The organism is Luteolibacter sp. Populi (assembly GCF_040801775.1).
In the GTDB taxonomy this organism is placed as follows: domain Bacteria; phylum Verrucomicrobiota; class Verrucomicrobiia; order Verrucomicrobiales; family Akkermansiaceae; genus Haloferula.
On record NZ_CP161812.1, the window covers coordinates 1395987 to 1418866 of the forward strand.

Sequence of the window (22880 nt, forward strand, 5' to 3'; positions counted from 1 at the left end):
GCGGCTAGACTCGCGTCCCAACTTTTCTTTGCAAGTGGCAAGTCCCCGCTTCGACTCGAAACCCGCGCTCCGCCGCGTGCTGCGCGCCTCGCTCCCCGATGCGGCGGTGCAACTCGCGCAGTCCGCGGAGATATGCCGCGTCCTCCGCGCTTGGCTGGCGCAGCGTGCCGAGCGCACCGTCTCCGCATTTTCCGCGATCCCGGGCGAGCCGCAGTTGCTGCCCCTGCTCGCCGGACTGCCCGACCACCGCTGGGCCTTCCCGCGGATCGATGGCGATGGCCTGCACTTCCACTACACCGACTCGATCCACTCCGGCCTGCAAACCGGCCCCTTCGGCATCGCCGAACCCCGCCCCGACGCCCCGCTCTGCCCGATCAAGGCCATCGAGATCTTCCTCTGCCCCGGCCTCGGCTTCACCGCCGGCGGCAAGCGCCTCGGCCGCGGCAAGGGCTACTACGACCGCACCCTGCCCCAGGCCGACAGCGAATCGATCCGCGTCGGCGTCTGCTTCCGCGAGCAAGTCCACCCGGAACTCCCCGCCGATCCCCACGACATGCCGATGCATTTCCTGGCCACGCCGGACGGGGTGGTCGGGTGTGTTTAAAGGTGGTCCGCACAGTCCTCTGTGCGGCGAGTGGTCCCTTACGGCGCATGGAAACCCCGACTGCTCCGGCACCATCTTCCCGGGAGCACCTAATCTCCGACTACCTCAAGAATTGCTTCGACCGCACAGAGGACTGTGCGGACCACCTTTTTTCACCTCCTTGGTGGCGTCGGCATCAGAATCACCGCCGCCTGCGCCACCGAGCTGAAAATGATCAGCCCCACCCGCAGGGTCGCATCCTCCTCCGGATGCTTGATCAGGCAGAACAGGTAGAAGCCGAAGACCATCGCCACCACGAAGCCCGCCAGCTTCCAAGCCACGGAGTTCCGGCCCGCGCGGTAGAGGAACGAGGCCCCGATCGCCGCCGCCCCCATCACCAGGCAGAACCACAGCGCATTCGCCTTGTAGGCCTGCGCCTGGATGCTGGCCTGCAAGCCGGTCCAGACGATGTGCAGACCATACAAAAGCGTGAAAAGCCAACGGCAGGGCATGCCATCCATCCGAGCCGAAGCCGCCCCGCCCTGCAACGTCCTTCCTGAAAAACAGCTGACGGGATTCACCGGCTTTTCATCCGGCGGCCTCCCGCGCTTCACACGCGTCCGGATCATACCGGCATGAACCTGCCCTCACGGAATTATTGGGTCAGGGGCCTCCTCCACCTGCTCTCTGCCTTCTCTGCCACCACTTCGGGTTTCCTGGCGCTGTTCTGCGCCTTCGTCCTCGTGCTGATGTGGCCGAACCTCCATTTCGTGGATCCCACGCACCTGCTGATCGCGGGCTTCGGGATCCTCTCCGTCGCCTGCGGGCTGCTGACCACGGTCTTCCTGATGGACAACCACTCCGCCCGCAAGCTCCTGTGGCTGATCCTGCCTGCCGCCGCCTTCGCGGGCTTCCTCGGCAGCCCGGCGCTGCTCGGGGTGAAAGGGCTATTTCACTAGCCGCGATCATCCCATGGCCCCCAAGCAACCCCATCTTGAGCCGCTTCGCGTGACCCTGCTGAAGACCGCTTCCGGCTGGCTGGTCACCTCGCTGGCCATTGTCCTCGGCCTCGTCGCGCTGCTCTCCTCGACGCTGACCTTCCTGCTGGTGGTCGCAGGCGACTACGCTGCCGTGCGCTTCAGCTTTATCCCCTTTACGCTGGGAATGGGGATCGCGGTCTATTCTTTTTCCGCCGCCTATCGCCTGCTGTGCGATCAAGATGCCAGGAGTTTCGGCTGGGTGTTGCCGGCGCTGCTGTCGCCGCTCGGGTGGCTTTTCGTGGCCGGGTTCTTCGGAGTCGGTTATTCGGTCCATTGAGCTGGTCCCATTTTCTGTCCGATCCGTCTCACTCCCCTAAGGATGTCGGACGGATCGGACAGGCAGGAAGACAGGCTGCCCTCACCTTCCACCGCGGTCTACCCGCGCCCTCTCGGCTTCTTTCTTCTCGCCCCACCTGCGCATCCCGTCGGGACCGTTGTCGACGCACTCCGTCAGTTCGGCCTCCCAGCCGGTGTAGGTGGCGTTAAAGGCCTTCTCGATATCAAAGCCACCCCCGCCATACATCTCCACCAGTCGAGCCTTGAAGACTTTCGTCCGGCCTGTGTCGGCGGCCCGGTTCATTTCCTCCTCCGACTGGAAATGGAGGGTGATTGCAGGGTAGCCGTAGCTCGTTTCTTTTTTGATTCGCGGCATCGCGCCATCGAAACCGGCGAATGACTCTTCAAGCGCTTCCTGAAGCAGCCGCTTTTCCTTTCTGTCCCGCCGCCAGCACACCCAGCTCCAGAACGCTGCAATGGGAAGAATCGCCCAAGCGATCTCAGGCCGCACGAAGTAAGCGAGCACTCCACACGCCGGGATGGCGATCAGGACCGCCAGGCAGCCGTACCCGGTCGGACGGACGTTCTTCTTCTCACCACGCATGCCTTTACGCCCAATCCGGCACCTGCAGGCGGAACTCGGGAATCCTGGCGAAGACCCAGTTGCCGTCCGCGGTCTCGCCGAAGAAGGCACCCTCCGCGGTGCCGTCGCCGCGGGTCACGTGGTAGCTGTTGTAGGAGAAATGCTCGCCCGGCCCGATCTCCGGGCTCTGGCCGACCACCCCGTCGCCCTCGACCACCACCACCTCGCCGTCGTCCTCCTTCACGATCCACTTCCGGCCGCGGATCGTCACTTTCTCCTGCGACTCGTTCTTGATCGAGATGAAGTACACGAAGGGGTGCGGACGCTCGTCCGGAGCGTCCAGGCTGGGCATGTAAATCACGTCGTCCACGCGGACGTTAAGCCCTTCGAGTTGCCTCAGCAGAGGGGTCATGTCCGGTGAGCTTGCCCGATCGCCGCCCCGCTTGCCAAGGCCCAATCCGGTTTCCTCCGCGGACGTAAATCACGGGGGCGGATCACTTTTTTTCCAACATTCCGCCGGTGCCCGAGCGACCGAAACCGGGAGCCGACGAAACTTCGGACGGCCGCATCGCAAAGCCACATCAATCTTACAAACAGACACTTATACTGACACATCATCACCCCGAAAAACCCGAACCCCGATGCCACGCAGTAAACGTGACGATAGCGTCAACAACCCTTCCCAACCGGCGACCGTTAGTGCGGGCCGTCTTCGGAAAGGGAAGCGGCGCACCTACCTCAAACATGAATATCCATCCCCGAACCCTTCAGCGAGCAATCGCCCTGGGCACCCTCCTCACCGCCTCGGCGTCCGCCCAAGTCACCTACCAGCACTACCGCTTTGAGCCCACCAAGCTCTACGCGGCCGGCACCGTCATCCAGTTGTCCGAGTTCGTGCTCTCGAATGGCGGCACCCCGCTCAACCTCATCGCCAACAACCCCGAGATCGTCCCGCCACCGGCCCTCGGACAAAACGGCACCGCGATCGATACCGTCCCGGTCACCGTCACCGGCGGCTCGCGGCCCCTTCTCGACGCGGAAGGCGCCCCGAAAATCATCGATGGCGCGCTGGCCACCAAGTGGCTCACCCCCCTCGGGGACAACGGCGGAGCAGCCAAGTTCCTCTACTTCAGCTTCACCGCGCCGGTGACGATCGATTCCTACAATTTCGCCAGCGGGGCGGACACGGCCAACTTCACGAACCGCAACCCGATCGACTGGAAGATCTGGGGCCGCAATTCGGCGGAAGAGGAATGGGTCCTGCTCGACCGCGTGACCAACTTCCCCACCAATCCCGCCAGCTCGACCTTCCAGGCGCAGCCCTTCCCGATCAGCGGCGACATCCCTCCGGTGATCAATTACTTCGAGGGCAACGATACGATCAGCCTCAACGGCTCCACCGTCAGCCTCGAATGGGATACCTTCGACCCGGACCTCAGCGTCACGGCGGAAGCCGTCTCCTTGAGCCCCGCCATCGACGGCCTGCCGCCGAACCCCACGGACTTGAGGGAATTCACCCCGCCCGTGAACGCGGACACGGAGTATACCCTCACGGCCACCAATGGCTCCCGCAGCACGGAGAAGAAACTGAACCTGCGCAGCGTGGCCGGCGGCACCGCCACCCACCGCTTCTACCGCTTCACCCCCATCGCCATGCGCCCGGGGGCGGATGCCTACCAGCTCTCCGAGTTCTCCTTCTTCCACAGCGGCACCGAGTTCAATCTCTACCCCACCAACGCCGCGACCCCGCCTGCGACCGGCAGCACCGGGACTAACGACAATCTCGTCAATGTGATCGTCACCAACCCGGGCGGCAGCCGGCCCGTGGATGCGCCGCTGCTGGCGGACGGCCTGCCCGCCACGAGACTCACCGATATCCGGATCAAGCCGGTCATCTTCGAGTTTGAACAGGACCTCACCATCGACTCCTACCGCTTCACCACCGCCAACGACATCGAGGCCCGCGATCCGGTGAAGTGGATCCTCGAAGGCAGCAACGACGGCACGACCTGGACACTCATCGACAACGTCACGGCCTTCGCCTACCCCACCCCGACCGCACGTCAGGTTCAGAGCCAGATCATCCCGCTGCCGGGCACATCCCTGGACAGCAATGTGATCGTGCCACCGGTCCAGAGCTGGGTCGGCTCCGTCAATACGAACTACGACGGTGCCTTCAACTGGCCCGCAGGGATCGTTCCCGGCTCGGCCCAGGAAGTGATCGTAAGCGACGGCACCCGGGAGGCCATCCGCGGCGGCAATCTCGAACGCAATGGCAAGACCACGGTTACCGGCACCGGCAAGCTCACGGTGAACGGCCGCCTGCTCAACCGCGGCGAGTTCAACGTGAGCGGCGGCACCTTGAAGCAGACCGGCAATTACTTCATCGCGGGCGTCAACTTCCCGGGCACCTTCAATCACACCGCCGGGATCGTGGATGCCACGCTCGACCGCGGCTTCTTCATCGCCGACGATGCCCCTGCGGCGGGCTCGAAGTATCTGCTCTCCGGCACCGGCCAGCTCATCGTGAAGTCCACCGGCAATGGCAACCTAAGCGTAGGCGGCGGCAGCCTCCTGCACAATGTCCACATCGGCAAGGCGGCGGGCGGCGACCTTCTCGAGGTCGCGGGCGGCCAGGCCAGCTTCACCAGTTCCAACAACAACTTCGTCTACCTCTCTCGATCCGGGATCCTGCGTGTGACCGGCGGCTCGCTAGGCGTGGCCAACTACACCGCGATGGTGGTCGGCTTCGAAGGAGCTGGCAACAATCTGCTGGAGATCAGCGGCGGGACGGTAGCCATCACCGGCCAGACCCCGCTGCTGGTTGGCGGGGGCTCCACCGGCACGGTCACGCTCTCCGGCGGCAGCCTGAGCGTTGACCAGAATATCAGCCTCGGACAGAGCAGTGCCAACGGTACCTTCACGATGACCGGCGGCACCCTGAAAGCGGCGGACATCACCACCGGCCCCCTCGGCACTCTCGCCACCTTCAACTTCGACGGAGGTGAAATCACCCTGACCGGCGACCGCCGCGCCATCACCGGGCAAGCCTGGTTCCACGGTGCCGCTGGCACGACCGCCACCTATGATGCAGGTCTGAACCGCACCACCATCAAGGTCATCGAGCCGGGAGACAGTCCCTTCGCCACCTGGGCCGCCGCTGCCGGCATCCCGGCAAACCTGCAGGGTGCGGGCGACGATGCGGATGGCGATGGCGTCGTGAACCTGCTTGAATTCGCCCTCGCCGGCCTGCCGGGCAATCCGGGCTCACGCGGCATCCAGGCACCCGTCGCGGCTCCCGGAGGCGTCGTGATCACCGTCGCGGTGCGCGCCGGTGCCAGCTTCGCCGTGGAGGGTGGCCGCCTGACCGCCACCATCGATGGCATCACCTATCAGATCCAGGGCTCGACCGCCCTCGGGAACTGGGACGCCCCGGTGGAGGAAGTCACCCCGGCGCTGACCACCGGCGTGAGCAACCCTGAGTCAGAGGATTGGGAGCTCCGCAGCTTCCGCCTGGGCGGCACGGCTCCGACCGCCGGCTTCCTGCGGGTGGAGGTGGAGGAAGCACTCTGAAGTCCATTTCGTAATTCCAACCGGCTCCGGTTTCGACCGGGGCCGGTTTTTTGTGTGAGAGTGGGAAGTGGAAGGACGGCTCTTCCGCTGGGGGCGCGGAGCCACCGGCCCGCAGAAGCAACCTGAAGCGCGCTAGGCATGATGAGGTCGGTATAGAAAGTGCCGTGACCTTGCTGCCTGCCTCTTTCGCGATCGGAGCGACTGGGACCGCTCTGCGGGCCGGTGGCTCCGCGCTCCCAGCGGAAGAGCCGTCCGTGGGGAAGCACGGGAAGATAGGGTGACATCGCTTGGCATTCGGCGCTAACTGAATGACGAGTTCCGAATTTCCGAAATGAAGTGCCTGCTGGAGAATAGGCTTCCGCCTGACGGTCGATCTCCCGTTTCTTCCCCTCACGCGGCATTCGTCATTCGGGAATTCTTCATTCGTCATTCCCGAAGGGTTCAACCGCTTGCCACCGCCCTTCCATCCCCCTAGGGTGCGCGCCCCGTGACTCCGGAAGAACAGCTCCAGATCCTGACCGCCGGCACCGCCAAGGTCCTTTCCGAAAAGGAACTCCTCGAAAAGCTCCGCCTCGGCCGCCCGCTGCGGATCAAGTTCGGCGTGGACCCGACCGCCCCGGACATCCACTTCGGCCACACGGTGCCGCTGGAAAAGCTGCGGCAGTTCCAGCTCCTCGGCCACCAGGCGGTGCTGCTGATCGGCGACTTCACCGCGACCATCGGCGATCCTTCCGGCCGCTCCGTCACCCGCCCGCCGCTGACCCGCGACGAGGTGCTGGCGAATGCCGAGACCTACACCGACCAGGCTTTCAAGATCCTCGACAAGGACAAGACCGAGATCGTCTACAACGGCGACTGGTTCCGCAAGCTGGCCTACGAGGACATCCTGCGCCTGAACTCCCGCGTGACGCTCCAGCAGATGCTGCAGCGCGAGGACTTCCGCAACCGCATCGAGGCCGGCCAGGAGATCCGCCTGCACGAACTCCAGTACCCGGTGATGCAGGGCTGGGACTCGGTGGAAATCCGCGCCGATGTCGAGATCGGCGGCACCGACCAGCTTTTCAACATGCTCGTCGGCCGCGATCTCCAGAAGGAGGAAGGGCAGGCGCAGCAAGTGGTGGTCGCCCTGCCCCTTCTCGAAGGGCTCGACGGCGTGAAGAAGATGTCGAAGTCCTACGGCAACTACGTCGGCGTGAACGATGCTCCGAACGACATGTTCGGCAAGCTGATGAGCGTCTCCGACATCCTGATGGCACGCTACTACCAGCTCCTGTTAGGCGAGACGCTCGATCCTGCCGGACATCCGATGGAAGCCAAGAAGGCCCTCGCGGAAAAGCTGACTTCCCGCTACCATGGTGCGGAGGCTGGCAGCGCTGCGCGTGAAGATTGGGACACCCGCTTCTCGAAGAAGGACCTCGCCGCCGCCGAGCTGCCGGAGCTGCCGCTGGCCGATCTCCCCGCCGATCTCAACGTCCTCTCCCTCACCGCCTACGGCTTCAAGGCCGCCTTCGCGCTGGAGAAGTCGAACGGCGAGCTGAGGAAGCAGTTCATCACCACCGGCTCCGTCCAACTCAATGGCGAGAAGCTGACCGATCCGAACGCGGCCGTGAGCATCGCCGCCGGGGACGTGCTGAAGCTGTCCAAGAAGCACGCGGTGCGCTTCATCTGATCCCCCCATGAAAAGGAACCGGCTCCGCAGGAACCTCATCGCGCTCCAGGCCTGCAGTGTTTTCTTCCTCACCGTGCTGTTTGCCGCCGGGGTCTTCCACGGTCACGTTTTCAAGAAGATCGAAACCAATCTCGCGGCCCATCCGGTGGCAGAACTCAACCGCAAGCTTTCCACCAGGATCGGGCAGCCGTTCACGCGCGAGCTTCACGAAAACGTGGTGGGAATCGTGACGCTCGGTGCCGAAGGCACGGCCAATCTTTCCAGCGCGTCCCGCAGCCTTTCAGGAGTCATCCTTAACATCTCCGGCTTCGCCATATTCCTCTCCCTGTTTTCGATCTTCCTGGTTCTCCGCAGCCCGAAGGAAGCCGACGGGCCGCCGGCACGGGACCCCGCAGAGGATCGTTAGTAGGGCGCAGCTCCTTCAGCCTCCTGCATTTGACTTCCGGGGATGATCGTCCAGCCTTGCGCATGCCTGAACTGCCCATCCTCTACATCAAGCCCGGCTGCCCGTGGTGCGAAGACGTCGTCACCTTCCTCAAGAAGAAGAAGGTCGCGGTGAAGACCATGGTGGTCTCCGGCAATCCCGACGCGATGCGCGAGATGGTGGCGCTCTCGAACCAGACAAAGGCCCCGACGATGGATTGGCACGGCGAGGTGCTGGCGGATTTCGGGGTCGAGGAGCTGGTGCCCTTTTTGGAGGAGAAGGGGGCGATTTGAGCTGGTGAGGGGCGCGGCTTTTCAAGTCGCCGCAGCCGCCTTCGGCTGCGGCAGTCGTTACAGCCGCTTGCCCACATCGTTTCGTCGCGCTTCAAGGACGGCTCTTCCGCTGGGAGCGCGGAGCCACCGGCCCGCAGAAGCATCCCTTGCCGCCCGGCAGTTCGCGCGATGCGTGTGGATAGCGCCGTCGCGGTACTGCATGTCTTCCCTAGAGGCGAAGCCATGTGCACCATTCTGCGGGCCGGTGGCTCCGCGCTCCCAGCGGTAGAGCCGTCCGTGCCACATCCGCGTCCCTATGATCCCCCGCGTGGCATCGCCCCCCCCTGGCCCGCTTTCAAGATCGCCATCCACCCCCTCCTCTGCTCCCCTTCCCTCCATGACACTCCTCGCGATCACCTGCCGCCTGCTCCCCCTCGCCGCACTCCTCTCGCTTGCTTCCAGTTGCCAGCCGCTCGGCGGTTCCGACCCCTTGGACACCGCGCAAGGCAGCGCCGCGACCCTGCCGCCGCTGACCAGCGATCCGGACAAACTGCGCGACGAACGCGTCCACGCGGACCACCATCAACAGGCGGTGGAGAGCAACCAGGGCAACAGCTTCCACGGCTCCGTGGGTGCCTCGACTTCCGCGGAGTTCTGAGGGGGCTGTCTTAAAAAAGGCTCTCCGTCAGGTTTGCTGAGCGATCGCGATACGTCTGCCCAAGAGGGCGGCGCAGCCGCTTTGGAGTGCGGCGGGCATCGCCGCTTTCGGGCGCGCTAGCTCCGGAGATCGCAGTTTTGAATTCGGCTTTGCGTCGTCCCCCCTCCCATCGGGCCAGAGCAGTCGCGCCGGGATAAGGGGAAAGGAATGGTGGATTCGGCATGGCGCTCTCCGGCACGCATCGCAGGAAAGCGGCGATACCCGCCGCACTCCCGAGTAACAAGAATTATAACCCTTTGGTTTTCAGTAAAACCTCTTTTTCGAGTTACTCCATGCTCGACACCCCTTCAGCGCGGTTCAGGTGCTCCAAAGCGGCTGCGCCGCAAAGGGGGGCATCGATCCGCATTGGGAGCTTCCTCAAAGGGGCTTCCGCAAACCTGACGGAGAGCCTTAAAAAAGGCAGGGACCGCTCTCCGAGCGGTCCGGCTGATTGCGGCTGTCTCGCGCGAGGCGGCACCGAAGCGAAGGTTCAGGCCGTCCCCAGCCGGACCTTTCGGAGAAAGGTCCCTGCCTTTCGTTGGCAGGCACGCGCTCTAACAGGACCACCACGCGATCACGTGCAGCCGATTCACTCGAAACGCTTGGTCATTGGTAAATCATTCCTTACATAAAACCTTCACGGCACGAATGCCGAGCACCCGCCCCACCCTCACGCACCCCTACATGAAAAAGATCCTGTTCGCCCTCGGCTTCTCCGGCCTCCTTCTGGCTCCGCTCTTCGCGGAAGACTACAAGATCCCGAAGAAGGACTCCGTCTTCTCCATCAGCTTCCCTGAAAAGTGGACGGTCACCCATGGCGATGAATCCGTGGATGCGGTCACCTCCGACAACGCCATCCAGCTCTACGCCCAGACCGACGATGCGGATACGCTCGAAGAGTCCGTCACCTGGGCGATCGACTATCTCACGAAGGCCAGCGTGAAGATCGACGCGGATTCCCAGAAGGACAACGAAGGGAAGATCAACGGCATGAAGGTCGGCGGCCTGAACTGGGACGGCACCGATGAGGATGGCGCTTGCCGCGTCAGCCTCAGCTTCATCGAGCTCAGCGACGAGAAGGTCATCACCCTCCTCTATTGGGGCAGCTCGGCCGCCGAGAAGGAACATGCCAAGGAGCTTGAGAGCATCCTCAACAGCATGAAGCCGCTGAAGGCTACCAAGCCTGCCAAGGCGAAGGCCGAGGACAAGGAAGAAGAAGGCGAGGAAGAGGAAGAGAAGGAAGAGAAGTAATCCTCTCCGGATCACGATGATTTCAAGCCGGGCGCGGATCTCCGCCGCCCGGCTTTTTCGTTTTCCCTGGGAGCGCGGACTTCAGTCGAATGCCGGTGAGGACTCACCGGAAGGTTTCCGGAACGAAAGTCGCGGAGCGACCGTGGAGTGCGGCAGCCCGCTGCCGCTGTGGGCAGGCAGCCTGCTGCCGTGAAGCACCTCACACTGCCGATCCAATCCCCCGGTCCACGCTACGGGATTTCTTCCAAGCTTCCCGTCGCTTCGCCCTCGCAGCAGGCTGCCACAGTCAACGACCGCTGTGCGGCTCCTGTGCCGAGCCCTTACAAGCTGGCGGGCCGGACAACCTTGGCGGCGGCCTCCCTTCCGGTCCCCTCGCAGCAGGCTGCATCGGGACAGCGGCAGCAGGCTGCGCGCAGTCCACGGCGGCGGAGCCGCGGAAGGCACCTGACGGGCGCGGCCTACACAAGCACCCGCTCCGCCACCGGCTCGAGCCCTTCCGAGAAACGCCCGATGCTATCGAGCGTCACCGCGGCGATGGCTGTTAGGGCCTCATGGGTCAGGAAGGCCTGGTGCGAGGTGATGAGCACGTTCGGGAAGGTCAGCAGGCGCGAGAGCACGTCATCCTGCAGGGCGGTGGCGGAGTGATCCTCGAAGAAGACGCCTTCCTCCTCTTCGTAAACATCCAGTGCCACCCCGCCGAGATGGCGGGTCTTCAGCGCATGGATCACCGCGGCGCTATCGACCAGCTTGCCGCGGCTGGTATTCACCAGATAGACGCCGGGCTTCATCCGGGCGATCGAGGCCGCATCGATCAGATGGAAGGTCTCCGGCGTCAGCGGCAGGTGCAGGCTGATCATGTCGCTCTTCCCTAACAGCTCATCGAGCGCCACGTAGCGGACCTGATTCGAAGCCGCCCACTCGTCCATCGGGAAGGGATCGTAAGCCACCACCTCGCAGCCGAAGCCGCGGAAGATCTGCGCGGCGATGCGGCCGATCTTGCCGGTGCCGACGATGCCCACGGTCTTGCCGTGGAGGTCGAAGCCGACCAATCCACCGAGCGAGAAGTTCAGCTCGCGCACGCGGTTGAAGGCGCGGTGGATCTTGCGGTTCAGGGCCATCAACAGCGTCACCGCATGCTCCGCGACCGCATGGGGTGAATAGGCCGGCACCCGGACCACTGCCAGGCCGAGTTCGCGCGCTGCTTCCAGATCGGCGTTGTTGAAGCCGGCGCAGCGCAAGGCGATCAGTTCCACGCCCAAGCCGGCCAGCACCTTCAGGCACTCGCGGTCGAGGCGGTCGTTCACGAACACGCAGACGGCCCGGCTGCCGGATGCGGATGCGGCATTCGAGGCATCCAGGCGGAATTCGTGGAAGCGCAGCTCGACCGCGGTCTCCGCCGCGCCGCGGGTGAAGTATTCGCGGTCGTAGGGCTTCGTATCGTAGAAGGCGATGGGGACGGCTTGCATGGTGAGAAGGCCAGGTCACGGCGGACCTTACGGTCACCATGCCGGTCCCAACGCTTGCACCAAGGGGAAAAAGAAGAACCCGCCGGCAGCATCTGGGGGAAGGCTACGGGCGGGTTTCCCTTTTGGGGGGATGTTTTTCGTCCGGGGGAAGACGAGCTTGATCGGGGGGATTTCTTGCAGGCTCGGCCGCGGGGGGTGTGGCGTTGCTTACGGATTCATAATGTCCGATTTTGCTCCCATCCACCATCACGCGATCACGGGGGACCGTGCGATTGAAGCGGTAGTCAGCTCAGTCCTCCGGGCGGACGAAGCCGCTCTTGTCGCGCATGGAAACCTCGACTGCTCCGACCACCATCCCGAGGGACCCGGTTCTCCGAGCACCCCGAGAACTGCTTCGACCGCACAGAGGACTGTGCGGACCACCTTTTACGGGAAAAGGAAAACCCGCCGGTATCGTTGGGGGGAACGAAAGCGGCGGGTTTTCCCGTGGGGGTATGCGGGGGGATTTCTTTCCGTCCGGGGGGAGACGGGTTTTGCAAGGTCGGCCGGTGGGGGGATCGGCGTTGCTTACGAGAACACCATGTCCGATTTTACCCCCCGTTACCATTACGCAATCGCGGAGGGTGACGGCCTCACGCCAAAATCACCCGCCCGGATGGGAGGATGAATCGGAAACGTCGGGGTGGCTCGCAGAGCCTCAATCCCGGTCCACCGCAAAGGCGACCATGACTCCGGCGGTGATGGCCAGACCCATGAAGACCGGGGCACCGAAGAGAAGCATCGCCGCACCGGCATGGCCGGAGAGCAGGGCGAAGACGGTGCCGGCGACGTAGACCAGCAGGGGCATGCCGATGCCCCAGAAGACCGGATTGCGGCCGGCCAGCAGGGAACCGGAAAGGCTGACCATCGCGCCCATCAGCATTGAGCCCGCGGAGATGACGAGAGCCTGGCCCATCCACCCGCTGGCGCCCGCGGCGAACCAGATGCCCGCTCCGCCGCCGAAAAGGATCGCACCAGCGAAGGCCAGCACGCTGGCGACGATCCCGTCGCGAGTGCCGGTCCAGAGGCCGGGTGTGCCGGAAGCCCCTTGCTTGCCACCTTGCGGCGATTCTTCACCGGACGGTGCGCCCGGGCCGCTCAGGCGGAAGGAGGGAGCCCGGCAAGGCAACGAAAGGGGGAGCTTCGTGGTCATCCCCTTTCCAATCGCAGCGGAAAACCGCGATTTTCAAAATTCTCTAAATATCGGCGACTCCTGAAACTTCACCAAGAGTGACAGTCTCAGTTCCGCCGGCCGGGTGGGAAAACCCCATCGATGAGGAAAGCGCTCAACACGCCGGCCGCGAAGGCCAAGCCCAGGAAAAGCGGTGCTCCGTAGAGGAGGGCCATTCCGCCCTCGCCGCCCTTAAGCACCGCCATGAGGGTGCCGCCGAGATAAACCAGAAGCGGCATTCCAATGCCCCAGCGGACCGGATTACGCCCGAAAACCAAGGATCCGAAGACCGCGGTGAGGATCCCCATGGCCACCGCGCCACCGCCTAATTGCAGGCTGCGGGCGATCATGCTCTCCCCCGCGAGATCCGCGGCGAACCAGTCGCCGGCGGCTCCGCCGAACAAGAGTGCGAACGCGAGAATGAAAAGGCTGACGGTCCATTTGGAGCCTCGCGCTTCCGTGGCGGAACGCTCCAGGACAATCACCGTTTCCCCGCTGCTGAATTTAGATCCCCCGATCACGCCGATTAGAAAACCCAAAATTATCTAACAGTGCAAGCTCAATGATTCCGAACTTTTTAGAAAAGCGGTCTTTCACCTTCGCTTCTCCAAAAATGCCCCTGTGCGGCGGGACGATGAGCGGGCTTCTCTCAAAAACGCCCCGAAACATGCCGGGGACTCATGGTGAAAAAAGAGTCATCCTTTGCGCTGGAGCGCGCTTTTTCACTGGATCCCCCGCGCGGCCTTCTGCTTTTCGATCCAGCCGCGGTCCTCGTCGGAGAGATTCTTCTCGTGGGTGCGGGCGCGCTGGCCGTCAGGCTCCGCGAGGATCAAATCGCCATCCTTGTAGTAGGATAGCTTGGCGAAGATCGAGCGGCCCTTGCCGTCGGACCATTCGCGGTAGCCCTTCTTGGTCAGGGAGCTCTTCCATGCCGACTGCTTCTCGGCCGCCAGGGAGACGCCCTGCTTCACCTGGCCGAAGAAGAAATCCTCCTTCCCCTTCCGGTAGCCCTTGTAGCGGTCGATCACCTCCCCGCCGGGAGTGATCACCATGAAGGTGGGATAGCCGCTGGCGTTGTACTTCTTCTTGAGCTCGCGGTTGTGAAGCGTGCGGCGCGTGACATCGTCCGGGCCCTTGCCGCCGGGGTGCTGGTCGATGACGAGGCGCACGGTATTCTCGGTGGCCCAGTTTTCGAATTCGTTGGTCTCCAGCAGGCGGGTGCTCAGGGATTTGCAGGCGGGGCTGTTAACGCTGTCGGTGAACCAGATCACCAGCGGCTTGCCGGTCTTCTTGGACTCGCGCAGGGCCTGGGTCTCGCTCTCCAGCCAGCGGGTGCCTTCGGTGGCATTCGTCATCACCTTGGAGAGTTCGGGGATTTCGGCATCCGGGTTGTCGGCATCGGTCCAGGCGAGGTCGGCCTCCGTATAGTCGACGCTCGCCGCCGCAGCCGCAGCTGCCGCCTGGGCTTTCTGCTGGTTGCCACCGGGCGTGACCGCGGTGCCGCCGCCATCGAAGCCCTTGAGCATGTGCGGCGGGATGCCGCCGGGGCCGGAATTGTTGCTGATGGCGACCTCGGGTTTGTCGGGTTTCGTCAGGCCGCAGCTGGCGAGCAGCAAGGCCGCGGGAAGCAGGGTAAGCCAGCGGGCGGGTTTCATGAGCGGGAGAATAGAGGAAATTTGAAATTTGAAATTTGAAATTTTCAGCCTTTCCCGGGAAAGCCGCCCGGATGCTGCCGCGAGGCGGTTTGCCTTGCCGCAGGAAGCAGGGCACGGGAGCATCGCGGGACCGTGACGATGCGATGCCTGATCTTCCTGCTGGCGGCGCTAGCGCTGCTCCTACCCGGCGGCGCCGCGGCAGCCGACCTGCCGACACCGGAATTCATCGAGAAAATGGCCGCCTTCCCGCAGGCGGAAAAAGCCGCCGGGCTGGAAGGGATCGGCGCGAAGCTGGCATTCCGGGCGAAGGAACAGCCCTTCCTGCTCGTCTCCACGATCATTTTCATCCTGGCGATTCTCCACACCTTCGTGGCGGTGCCGATCACGAAGTATGCGCACAAGGTGCAGCACGCTCACGATGCCCGGCATGGCAGTTCGGTCAGCTTCAAGGGGACCATGCTCCACTTCCTGGGCGAGGTGGAGGCGATCTTCGGGATCTGGGTGCTGGTGCTGTTGGGCGCGATGCTGTGGTTCTACGATCTCGGCACGGTGCGGGGCTATCTCGGCCACCATGTGAATTTCACGGAGCCCTTGTTCGTGGTGATCATCATGGCGCTCGCCTCGACCCGGCCGGTGCTGCGCTTCGCGGAGGATTGCCTCGGCTTCTTCGCGCGCTTCGGCAAGGACTCGCCGGCCGCCTGGTGGCTCTCGATCCTGATCGTCGGCCCGCTGTTAGGTTCCTTCATCACCGAGCCGGGCGCGATGACGATCGCGGCAATGCTGCTGGCGAAGAAGTTCTACCGCCTGCGCCCGAGCCCGAAGTTCGCCTACGCCACCCTCGGCCTGCTCTTCGTGAATATCTCGGTGGGCGGCGTGCTGACGAATTTCGCGGCCCCGCCGGTACTGATGGTCGCGGCCAAGTGGGGCCTGACGACGCAGGAGATGCTGCTGCACTATGGGGACAAGGCGGCGGTGGCGATCCTCGCTTCGACCTTCCTCTACTTCGCCTTCTTCAAGAAAGAGCTGGCGGCAATGGCGGAGCGCGCCGGGGATCACGATGGCGATGGCAAGGGCGACCTGAAGGAAGTGCGGCGGCCGATCCCGCTCTTCGTAACGCTCGTCCACCTCGGCTTCATGGCGTGGACGGTATTCTTCGCGCACGATCCGCCGCTGTTCATCGGCGGCTTCCTGTTCTTCCTGGCCTTCTCGCAGGGCACGGCGCATCACCAGCATGAGATCCAGTTGCGCGGGCCTATCCTGGTGGGATTCTTCCTCGCCGGCCTGGTCGTGCACGGCGGCCTGCAAGGCTGGTGGCTGGCACCGATCATCGGCAATCTGGGCAAGGAAGCCTTGTTCGCCGGCTCGACCATCCTGACCTCCTTCAATGATAATGCGGCGATCACCTTCCTGGCCAGCCAGGTCGAAGGCCTGCCCGCCCAGCTCAAGTATGCGGTGCTGGCGGGAGCCGTGACCGGCGGTGGCCTGACCGTGATCGCGAACGCGCCGAACCCCGCGGGGCAGGCGCTGTTAGGCAAGTTCTTCGGCGAGGGCGTCTCCCCGCTCAAGCTGGCGGCGGCGGCGCTGATCCCGACCCTGATCGTGGCCGCGGTGATGATCTTCTTTCCCGATCGCGGGATCGACGAGATGTTCGCGCCCGAGAAGGAACGCGGCTATGTAGCCCCTGCCGCCGAAACCCCGTAATTTCCCATGTTCACCGGATTGGTAGAAACGACAGGCCGCGTGCGCTCGCTCGAGCAGCGCGGCGAGCAGGCCCGGCTTTCGCTGGAGATCCCCTTCGCCGCCGAATTGGAAATGGGCGAGTCGGTGGCGGTCAACGGCTGCTGCCTCACGGTCGCGGCGATGGACCCGGCCGGAGCGGACTTCGACTTGCTCGGGCAGACCCTGGCGGTGACCTCGCTGGGCGATCTAACAGAAGGCTCCACGGTCAACCTGGAGCGGGCCCTGCGCGCGGGCGATCGCTTCGGCGGGCACTTCGTGCAAGGCCACGTGGATGCGACGGGCGAGGTGCTGGCGATCGAGGCGCGCGGCCAGGATCACGTCTTAGACGTCGCCTTGCCGCCGGAGATCGAGCGGCTGTGCATCGACAAGGGCTCGCTGTGCGTCGACGGGATTTCGCTCACGATCGCGGAGCTGGGCCAAGGGCGGGCGCGCTTTTGGATCACGCCCCACACCTTCGAGGCCACCCATCTCCGCGGATTGAAAGCAGGGATGCGCGTGAATCTGGAAGCCGACATGCTGGCCAAGCATGTCGCGCGGCTGATGGAAGGATTTCAGCGGAGATAGTCCCTCGGGCATCTCTTTCCAATGCCCTGACGGGGCAAACGTTGATAGCCCGGGGCAAGCAACGCGCGGCCCCGGGTTGACCGAGAAAAAGGCAAAGGTCCCCTATAGGGGGACACGTGGGCCGGTGATTCCAGAGGTGCTGCCCCAGCGTAGCCTACGAGCCCGCCTTCAGCGGGCGTTCCGAACCAGAACCCAACCCAAGGCTGCACTACGTTTGCCTTGGGCTATCGACGGTCGCCCCTTCAGGGCTTAAGAGCACGGGCTCCTTTTATCCTCAATGCGGCACCAGCAACGTGAACGGCCACCACGGCAGATTCCGCGTCAGCCCGAAGGCAATCACGAAGCCCGCCAGGCACCACGCGAACCACCCCGGAATCAACGGCATGGCATCGCGGCGGCCCCGCCACTCGCGGACGACAGCGAAGGAGAGCATGCCCCCGGCGACTAACAGAAGCACGACCACCGCGGCATTCATCGAGAACGCTCCGGCGATGTCGCCGTCCAGCAGCCGGCCGGTGCAGCGGGTGCCGCCGCAGCCCGGGCAATGGAGCCCGGTCAGGGCCCGGAAGCTACACGCAGGAAGCCCGCCGGACCAGAACGGCCAGGCGAGCTTCAAAGCTACCACTGCCAGCGCCCCGGCCACTGCCAGCAGGGTCCAGGGACGCCGGATCTTCATGGACTGCTAGGGCGCAGGTGTGGGCGCTACCGGAGGCTTCGGCGCTTGGTTCTTCTCCATTTCGCGGCGCATCTCCTCGCGCATCTCCGCTGGGAACCAATTGATGATCTTCTCCTGGACCTCTTCCGGTGGCAGCCCCTGCAACTGGACCGCAAAATACGCGAAGATGCCGGATAAGATCAGGCCGAGAAAGCCGGTGATGATCCCCGTGCGGGCCATCCCCTTCCCGCCGAAACGGGCCGGATCCTTCGCCTTCGCGAGGGCGATGAAGCCCAGCACGATGGCGATCAAGCCAACCGGGATCATGATGAACCACGCACAGCAGCCAATCAGCGAGACGATTCCGCAGACCAAGGAGGCGATCGCCAGTCCCTGGGACGGCGCTTGCCCGACCGGATAGGGCGTGTGTGCCGCCGGTGCCGAGGTGGGCGGACGATAAGGCTCCGGCGCGGGTGCCGGCGCATCGTAGCTCGCGGGCGACTGCGGGGGCATACCCGCATCGGAAGAACGGGCGGGCGGCGGCTCGACCTTGAGCTCGGCGATCGTGCTGACCGGCATCCAATCCGCCATCCCTTCCCGCCAAGCCAGATCTCCCGGGGAGATTTCCCCCATCGAGACGCGGGACTTCATGTCTTCCAAAGCCACCGGCCCGTGCTGGGCGCCGTTTTTAGCATAGTACCAGTTCATGCGTTTGCGAGAGGGTTAAAGTGAGTGGCTGAATATGGCGACACCGAAAATCACGGCAAATCCCACCGTGAAGAGAATCCCGAGATATCCAAGGACCAAACCGGCGATCGCCATGCCGCGGCCCGCCACCGGGACGGGCGAACTGCGGATCGCGGAAATCGCCATATGGCCGCAGATCACGGCGGGCAGGCCGAACAAGGCATGGATATAACAGGCGACCACAGCGATGATCCCGCAGACCATGCTCGCGATCGCCAGGCCGCTGGTGGGGACCGGCTGATAGTAGCCGGGATGGAAGGCCCCGGGAGGCGCATACGGACTCTGCATTCCGGGGCCGAATTCCGGAAGCGCATCCAGGCGCACCCAGTCCTTCATCCCGTCCCGCCAGAGCAAGGTTTCCGGCACGAGTTGCCCGGCCGCGATCAACTCGCGGAGCTGATGCTCCTCCACCGGACCGGACTGCCCTGCGGGTGAACCGTAATACCACTGTGCCATGACGTGTTAGAGTGGGGGGGTCAGGAGTGGCTCGGCAGCGGGCGGACCGGGTCGGTCTCCGCCGCGTAGTCCACCCCCGGCAGGCCGAAGCCGAAGAGGCGGAGAAATTCCTTCTGATAGCCGGCGAAGTCGGACAACTCGTCGAGGTTCTCCGTGGTGACGGTTCCCCAGATCTTCTCGACCTCCTGCTGGATCTCTGGACGCATCTCCCAGTCGTCGATCCGCACCCGGCCCTTGTCATCGAGGGTCGGGCCACCGGGCGCGCCGTAGTGCGTGGCGAAGAGACGCTCGATCTGCTCGATGCAGCCCTCGTGGGTGCCCTTCGCCTTCATGATCTTGTAGAGGATCGAGATGTAGAGCGGCACCACCGGGATCGCGGAGCTGGCCTGGGTCACCAGCGCCTTGTTCACGGAGACCAGCGCGGTGCCTTTGCCGAAGCTGGTGTTCAGCCCGCGGGCGGTATCTTCAAGATGGATCTTCGCCCGGCCGATCGTGCCATCGGTGTAGATCGCCCAAGTCAACTCGGGGCCGATGTAGGAGTAGGCGACGGTCTTGAAGCCCTCCGCCAGCGCACCGGCTTCCGAAAGGGCGTCGATCCACAGCTTCCAATCCTCGCCGCCCATGACCTTCACGGTCTGGGCGATCTCGTCCGCCGTCGCGGGCTCGATCGTGACCGGTTCGAGCTGCTTCTTGTCGGTGTTGAGATTCTTGTTGGTGTAGGTATCGCCGGTCGGCTTGAGGACCGACTTGTAGACCTCGCCGGTCTCGGGATCGGTGCGGCGCGGGGAGGCCAGGCTGTAAATGATCATGTCCACCTGGCCGAGATCGGCGCGGATGGCGTCGATGACCTGCCTCTTGATCTCGTTCGAGAAGGCGTCGCCATTGAAGCTCTTCGCGTAGAGCCCTTCCTTGGCCGCCGCCTCTTCAAAGGCCACCGAGTTGTACCAACCCGCGGAGCCGGTCTTGCCCTCGGTCCCTTCCTTCTCGAAAAACACGCCGACGGTCGCCGCACCTCCGCCGAAGGCCGGGACGATGCGCGAGGCCAGCCCGTAGCCGGTCGAGGAACCGATCACCAGCACGCGCTTCGGCGCATTCGCCAGCGGCGGCTGCGATTTCACGTAGTCGATCTGCTGTTGGACGTGCGCGGCGCAGCCCTCGGGGTGAGCGGTGGTGCAGATGAAGCCCCGGATTTTCGGCGAAATAATCATGTCGGCGAAGCGTTTCTGGAGGTTTTCCCCGATGCTGGCAAGCCCCGGGGGAAGGCGGAGAAAATGGGCGGGGAATTGGAATGGGGAGCCTCCCGCCCGACGAGAGCCTTCCGTGTGTTCCGTGTATTCCGTGGTTCGCATTTCTGCCTTCCCCCTCCCGGGCGCAGCCGCAGACCGATTGATGATTGGAAGATTGGTGATTGATGATTTGCCCCGCAGGGAGGCTCTACCACCCACTCGGATCCATCCCGTAAAACTTCACCAACTCCGCGAAGATCTCCGGCTCCTCCCGCTTGAGCCCCTTGGCCCGCTCGAAAAAGGTCTCGGTGGCCACCGCGAAAAACTCCGCGGGACTCTCCGCCCCGTAATCATCCAGCACGCTGCGCTTGCCCGCGTTCACCCGCTCGCAGAAGGCGTCGTAAGCCGGCAGGAAGGCCCGCGACCACTTGCCGTAATCGGACATCTCTTCCAGCTCCGGCACACCGTCCGCTGCCCCGTCTTCCTGGTCGATCTGATGCGCGAATTCGTGGAGCACCACATTCAGTCCATCCTCGGGATTGGCATCGCCCATCTTCACGGATTGCCAGGCCAGGACGACACTGCCGGTGCCCCATGACTCGCCGAGATTCACCCCTTCCTCGCCCCATTCGTCCTTCACCCGGAAGGCATCCGGATAGACCAGGATGCTACGAAGCCTCTCGTAGTAATCCTGCGGACGCCGGGCAATCAGAAGACATGCGGGCGCGGCGATCGCCAATTGCATTTCCTCGGTGACGACCTCCAATCCGCCACAGGCTTCGAAGGATTTCTCGGCAATGAAAACCTGCATCCAGCCCTCCGTCTCCAAGCGGATCTCCTCGGGAATCTCCTCCCACAGCGGGAAATTCCCGATGACCAGCGCCCGCTGTTCCCCGCTCAGGCGCAGCGCACGCAGACCCTTGCGGCGGCGCACCACCTGGCCGGCGTGCCAGAACACGATCGCCGCGACGACCACTAGGCCGCCTAGCAGGAACCACAGACCGCTCATGAATCGGCCCCGGTCTTGCGGCTGACCAGATAGACAATCACCCCGCCGGTCGTCAGGCCGATGCAGACGACCCCCCAGAACCAGCCGTCCACGAAGCCCGGCAACTTCACATTCATTCCGAAGATCCCGCCGAGGGCGACCAGCGGCAGGAAAGCGCCGGCAAGCAGGTTCAGGCGGAAGACGATCTTGTTGAGTTTCTCCGCGGAGGCTTGCTGCTCCTCGCTGCGCTCCGCCTTCCAGAATTCGAGGGTCAGGCGGGCATCCTGGTTGAGCTGGTCGGAAGCGCGCTCGAGTTCCCGGGCGCGGTCGCGGAAGGACTTCAGCTCGCGGTTGTCCTCGTCGTGCACGAGGGTCTGGTCGATCGCGATGCCTAGATTCCGGCAGGCCCGTGCCAAGGGGCTGGTCACCCGGGCCAGCGCGAAAATCTCCGCAGCGGTATCGGCCTCGTCGATCACGTCCTCGTGCTCGTCGATGACCTTGGCGTAGCGGTCCAGCAGATCGCCCAGGCGCTTGAGCCCGCGACCGCCGCCGTAGTCGACCCACGATTCGTCCTGCCTGCGCCAGAAGATCAGCGGCTCCCGCTCCGGGATCCCGGCCTTCGGCACCTCGTGGACTACCAGCAGCAGTTCATCGCGACCGACCACGCAACGCTGGTTCCCCGGGCGGTTGCTCAGCTGGTCGAGAATCTCGTCCTCCGGGTCGAAGCCGGAGGGGAGGTAGGGAAAGTCCGAGCACTTCGACATCGCGGGAGGAGTGAAATCTGAAATCCGATATTTGAAATCCTAAATCTGAAATCCGGGTTTTGAGATCTCAGATCTCAGATCTCAGATCTCAGATCTCAAATTTTGAAATTTGAAATTTGAAATTCGAGATCTCAAATTTCACCTCCCGCCCTGCGGTTCCACTCGACCAACTCATCATAGCGGATCCCCGCCCCGCCGAAGAGATCGAGCGCCGACCCCACGGTAAGATCGACCTTGCCGCCCGAGAGTTCACCCACCAGCTCCACATCGGCCATCGTGGCGGCCCCGCCGGCGTAGGTCATGGGCGCCTTTCCCCAGTCACCCAGCATCGTCACAAGATCGGCATCGATCCCGCGGCAGAGCCCCTCCACATCGGCAGCGTGGATGAGGAATTCCGCACAAGAGTGAGCCAGCAGATCGAGGGCGGCCGGCGTCAGGTCAAGATCGGTGAGCGTCTGCCAGCGGTCCATCGCCACCGTCCAGCCGCTGGCGGTGCGGCGGCAGGAGAGATCGATCACGAGGCGCTCCGCCCCGATCGCCGCCACCAGTTCGGCAAGCCGCTGCGGAGAGAATTTCCCATCCTCGAAAAGCCACGACGTGACGATCACGTGGGAGGCACCGGCAGCGAGCCACTCCGGGGCATTCCCCGCATGAATCCCGCCGCCGATCTGCATCCCGCCGGGCCAGGCCGCGAGCGCTTCCTTGGCCGCCTCGTCATTGCCGGGACCGAGCTTGATGATGTGCCCGCCCGTCAGCGCATCCGCACGGAACTTCGCCGCGAACTCCCCTGCCCCGGCGCTCGCCACGAAGTTTTCCCGCGGCCCGGGGCCATCGTCGCGCAGCGTCCCGCCGACGATTTGCTTCACCTTGCCCTGGTGGAGGTCGATGCAGGGGCGGAACTTCGTCATGCGGCGGCAGAGCGTCCGCGAGGGCGGCAGGGAGTCAAGCATTCGCCAGCCGCAGCGCAGCCGCCGTGGAGTGCGGCAGCCTGCTCTGCCCGCTACCCACATTATGTCACGATTGACGCGTCAGCGCCCGGGA

25 protein-coding genes are annotated in these 22880 nt (G+C 64.1%); 11 read left to right on the forward strand and 14 right to left on the reverse strand.

Features of this window, described 5'->3' with window-relative positions:
• The first annotated feature begins 34 nt into the window (after nt 1-34).
• Nucleotides 35-604 (forward strand): 5-formyltetrahydrofolate cyclo-ligase, encoded by a 570-nt coding sequence (locus tag ABWK72_RS05465; RefSeq protein ID WP_367873771.1) that lies wholly within the window; start codon nt 35-37, stop codon nt 602-604.
• A 152-nt stretch (nt 605-756) separates the two neighbouring features.
• Here the strand turns inward: ABWK72_RS05465 and ABWK72_RS05470 are convergent, their stop codons facing one another.
• Nucleotides 757-1095: a hypothetical protein gene (locus tag ABWK72_RS05470; protein WP_367873772.1), complete on the reverse strand. Its 339-nt coding sequence runs from the start codon at nt 1093-1095 to the stop codon at nt 757-759.
• 123 nt (nt 1096-1218) lie between these two features.
• On the opposite strand from ABWK72_RS05470, the gene ABWK72_RS05475 reads away from it, so the two are divergent.
• Together ABWK72_RS05475 and ABWK72_RS05480 are read left to right on the forward strand one after the other, a co-directional pair.
• On the forward strand, nt 1219-1542 hold the full coding sequence (locus ABWK72_RS05475) for a hypothetical protein (RefSeq protein WP_367873773.1): 324 nt from the start codon (nt 1219-1221) through the stop codon (nt 1540-1542).
• Nucleotides 1543-1555: 13 nt separating this feature from the next.
• Nucleotides 1556-1900: a hypothetical protein gene (locus ABWK72_RS05480; RefSeq protein ID WP_367873774.1), complete on the forward strand. Its 345-nt coding sequence runs from the start codon at nt 1556-1558 to the stop codon at nt 1898-1900.
• A gap of 81 nt (nt 1901-1981) precedes the next feature.
• On the opposite strand, the gene ABWK72_RS05485 is transcribed toward ABWK72_RS05480, so the two are convergent.
• Together ABWK72_RS05485 and ABWK72_RS05490 are read right to left on the reverse strand one after the other, a co-directional pair.
• The gene (locus ABWK72_RS05485; protein WP_367873775.1) at nt 1982-2425 is read right to left on the reverse strand and encodes a hypothetical protein; all 444 of its coding nucleotides are present in this window, start codon (nt 2423-2425) and stop codon (nt 1982-1984) included.
• Nucleotides 2426-2507: 82 nt separating this feature from the next.
• The gene (locus tag ABWK72_RS05490) at nt 2508-2894 is read right to left on the reverse strand and encodes an ApaG domain (protein WP_367873776.1); all 387 of its coding nucleotides are present in this window, start codon (nt 2892-2894) and stop codon (nt 2508-2510) included.
• Between the two features lie 332 nt (nt 2895-3226).
• Here ABWK72_RS05490 and ABWK72_RS05495 point away from each other — a divergent pair, with 332 nt between their 5' ends.
• From ABWK72_RS05495 to ABWK72_RS05520, 6 genes are all read left to right on the forward strand, one after another.
• Nucleotides 3227-6055, forward strand: a complete 2829-nt coding sequence (locus ABWK72_RS05495) for a hypothetical protein (RefSeq protein WP_367873777.1) — start codon at nt 3227-3229, stop codon at nt 6053-6055.
• A gap of 487 nt (nt 6056-6542) precedes the next feature.
• A complete protein-coding gene (gene tyrS / locus ABWK72_RS05500; protein WP_367873778.1) occupies nt 6543-7724 on the forward strand; it encodes a tyrosine--tRNA ligase in 1182 nt (393 codons plus the stop codon).
• Between the two features lie 7 nt (nt 7725-7731).
• Nucleotides 7732-8130, forward strand: a complete 399-nt coding sequence (locus ABWK72_RS05505) for a hypothetical protein (protein ID WP_367873779.1) — start codon at nt 7732-7734, stop codon at nt 8128-8130.
• 62 nt (nt 8131-8192) lie between these two features.
• Nucleotides 8193-8441 carry a glutaredoxin family protein gene (locus ABWK72_RS05510; RefSeq protein WP_367873780.1) on the forward strand — a complete coding sequence of 83 codons (249 nt, stop codon included), beginning with the start codon at nt 8193-8195 and terminating at the stop codon, nt 8439-8441.
• Nucleotides 8442-8817: 376 nt separating this feature from the next.
• Nucleotides 8818-9078, forward strand: a complete 261-nt coding sequence (locus ABWK72_RS05515) for a hypothetical protein (protein WP_367873781.1) — start codon at nt 8818-8820, stop codon at nt 9076-9078.
• A gap of 687 nt (nt 9079-9765) precedes the next feature.
• Nucleotides 9766-10368 (forward strand): hypothetical protein, encoded by a 603-nt coding sequence (locus tag ABWK72_RS05520; protein WP_367873782.1) that lies wholly within the window; start codon nt 9766-9768, stop codon nt 10366-10368.
• 458 nt (nt 10369-10826) lie between these two features.
• On the opposite strand, the gene ABWK72_RS05525 is transcribed toward ABWK72_RS05520, so the two are convergent.
• The 4 genes from ABWK72_RS05525 to ABWK72_RS05540 all read right to left on the reverse strand — a co-directional run bounded on the left by ABWK72_RS05525 (nt 10827) and on the right by ABWK72_RS05540 (nt 14699).
• Complete coding sequence (locus tag ABWK72_RS05525; RefSeq protein WP_367873783.1) at nt 10827-11834, reverse strand: 2-hydroxyacid dehydrogenase; 1008 nt, start codon at nt 11832-11834, stop codon at nt 10827-10829.
• A gap of 697 nt (nt 11835-12531) precedes the next feature.
• A complete protein-coding gene (locus ABWK72_RS05530; RefSeq protein ID WP_367873784.1) occupies nt 12532-13026 on the reverse strand; it encodes a hypothetical protein in 495 nt (164 codons plus the stop codon).
• 86 nt (nt 13027-13112) lie between these two features.
• On the reverse strand, nt 13113-13565 hold the full coding sequence (locus ABWK72_RS05535) for a hypothetical protein (RefSeq protein ID WP_367873785.1): 453 nt from the start codon (nt 13563-13565) through the stop codon (nt 13113-13115).
• Between the two features lie 201 nt (nt 13566-13766).
• Complete coding sequence (locus ABWK72_RS05540; RefSeq protein WP_367873786.1) at nt 13767-14699, reverse strand: thioredoxin fold domain-containing protein; 933 nt, start codon at nt 14697-14699, stop codon at nt 13767-13769.
• A 138-nt stretch (nt 14700-14837) separates the two neighbouring features.
• Here ABWK72_RS05540 and ABWK72_RS05545 point away from each other — a divergent pair, with 138 nt between their 5' ends.
• Together ABWK72_RS05545 and ABWK72_RS05550 are read left to right on the forward strand one after the other, a co-directional pair.
• A complete protein-coding gene (locus ABWK72_RS05545) occupies nt 14838-16400 on the forward strand; it encodes a putative Na+/H+ antiporter (RefSeq protein ID WP_367873787.1) in 1563 nt (520 codons plus the stop codon).
• Nucleotides 16401-16406: 6 nt separating this feature from the next.
• Entirely contained in the window at nt 16407-17003 is a 597-nt protein-coding gene (locus ABWK72_RS05550; RefSeq protein ID WP_367873788.1) for a riboflavin synthase, read from the forward strand.
• 274 nt (nt 17004-17277) lie between these two features.
• Here the strand turns inward: ABWK72_RS05550 and ABWK72_RS05555 are convergent, their stop codons facing one another.
• The 7 genes from ABWK72_RS05555 to hisA all read right to left on the reverse strand — a co-directional run bounded on the left by ABWK72_RS05555 (nt 17278) and on the right by hisA (nt 22747).
• On the reverse strand, nt 17278-17679 hold the full coding sequence (locus ABWK72_RS05555; RefSeq protein ID WP_367873789.1) for a DUF2752 domain-containing protein: 402 nt from the start codon (nt 17677-17679) through the stop codon (nt 17278-17280).
• Between the two features lie 6 nt (nt 17680-17685).
• Nucleotides 17686-18366 (reverse strand): GYF domain-containing protein, encoded by a 681-nt coding sequence (locus tag ABWK72_RS05560; protein ID WP_367873790.1) that lies wholly within the window; start codon nt 18364-18366, stop codon nt 17686-17688.
• Nucleotides 18367-18381: 15 nt separating this feature from the next.
• A complete protein-coding gene (locus ABWK72_RS05565; RefSeq protein ID WP_367873791.1) occupies nt 18382-18861 on the reverse strand; it encodes a DUF4190 domain-containing protein in 480 nt (159 codons plus the stop codon).
• A gap of 20 nt (nt 18862-18881) precedes the next feature.
• Nucleotides 18882-20069: an enoyl-ACP reductase FabV gene (gene fabV / locus ABWK72_RS05570; protein WP_367873792.1), complete on the reverse strand. Its 1188-nt coding sequence runs from the start codon at nt 20067-20069 to the stop codon at nt 18882-18884.
• A 226-nt stretch (nt 20070-20295) separates the two neighbouring features.
• Nucleotides 20296-21096: a zinc-dependent peptidase gene (locus ABWK72_RS05575; RefSeq protein WP_367873793.1), complete on the reverse strand. Its 801-nt coding sequence runs from the start codon at nt 21094-21096 to the stop codon at nt 20296-20298.
• Nucleotides 21093-21839, reverse strand: a complete 747-nt coding sequence (locus ABWK72_RS05580) for a CorA family divalent cation transporter (RefSeq protein WP_367873794.1) — start codon at nt 21837-21839, stop codon at nt 21093-21095. Before ABWK72_RS05580 ends, ABWK72_RS05575 begins: the two co-directional genes overlap by 4 nt.
• A gap of 131 nt (nt 21840-21970) precedes the next feature.
• Complete coding sequence (hisA, locus tag ABWK72_RS05585) at nt 21971-22747, reverse strand: phosphoribosylformimino-5-aminoimidazole carboxamide ribotide isomerase (protein ID WP_367873795.1); 777 nt, start codon at nt 22745-22747, stop codon at nt 21971-21973.
• Nucleotides 22748-22880 lie beyond the last annotated feature (133 nt).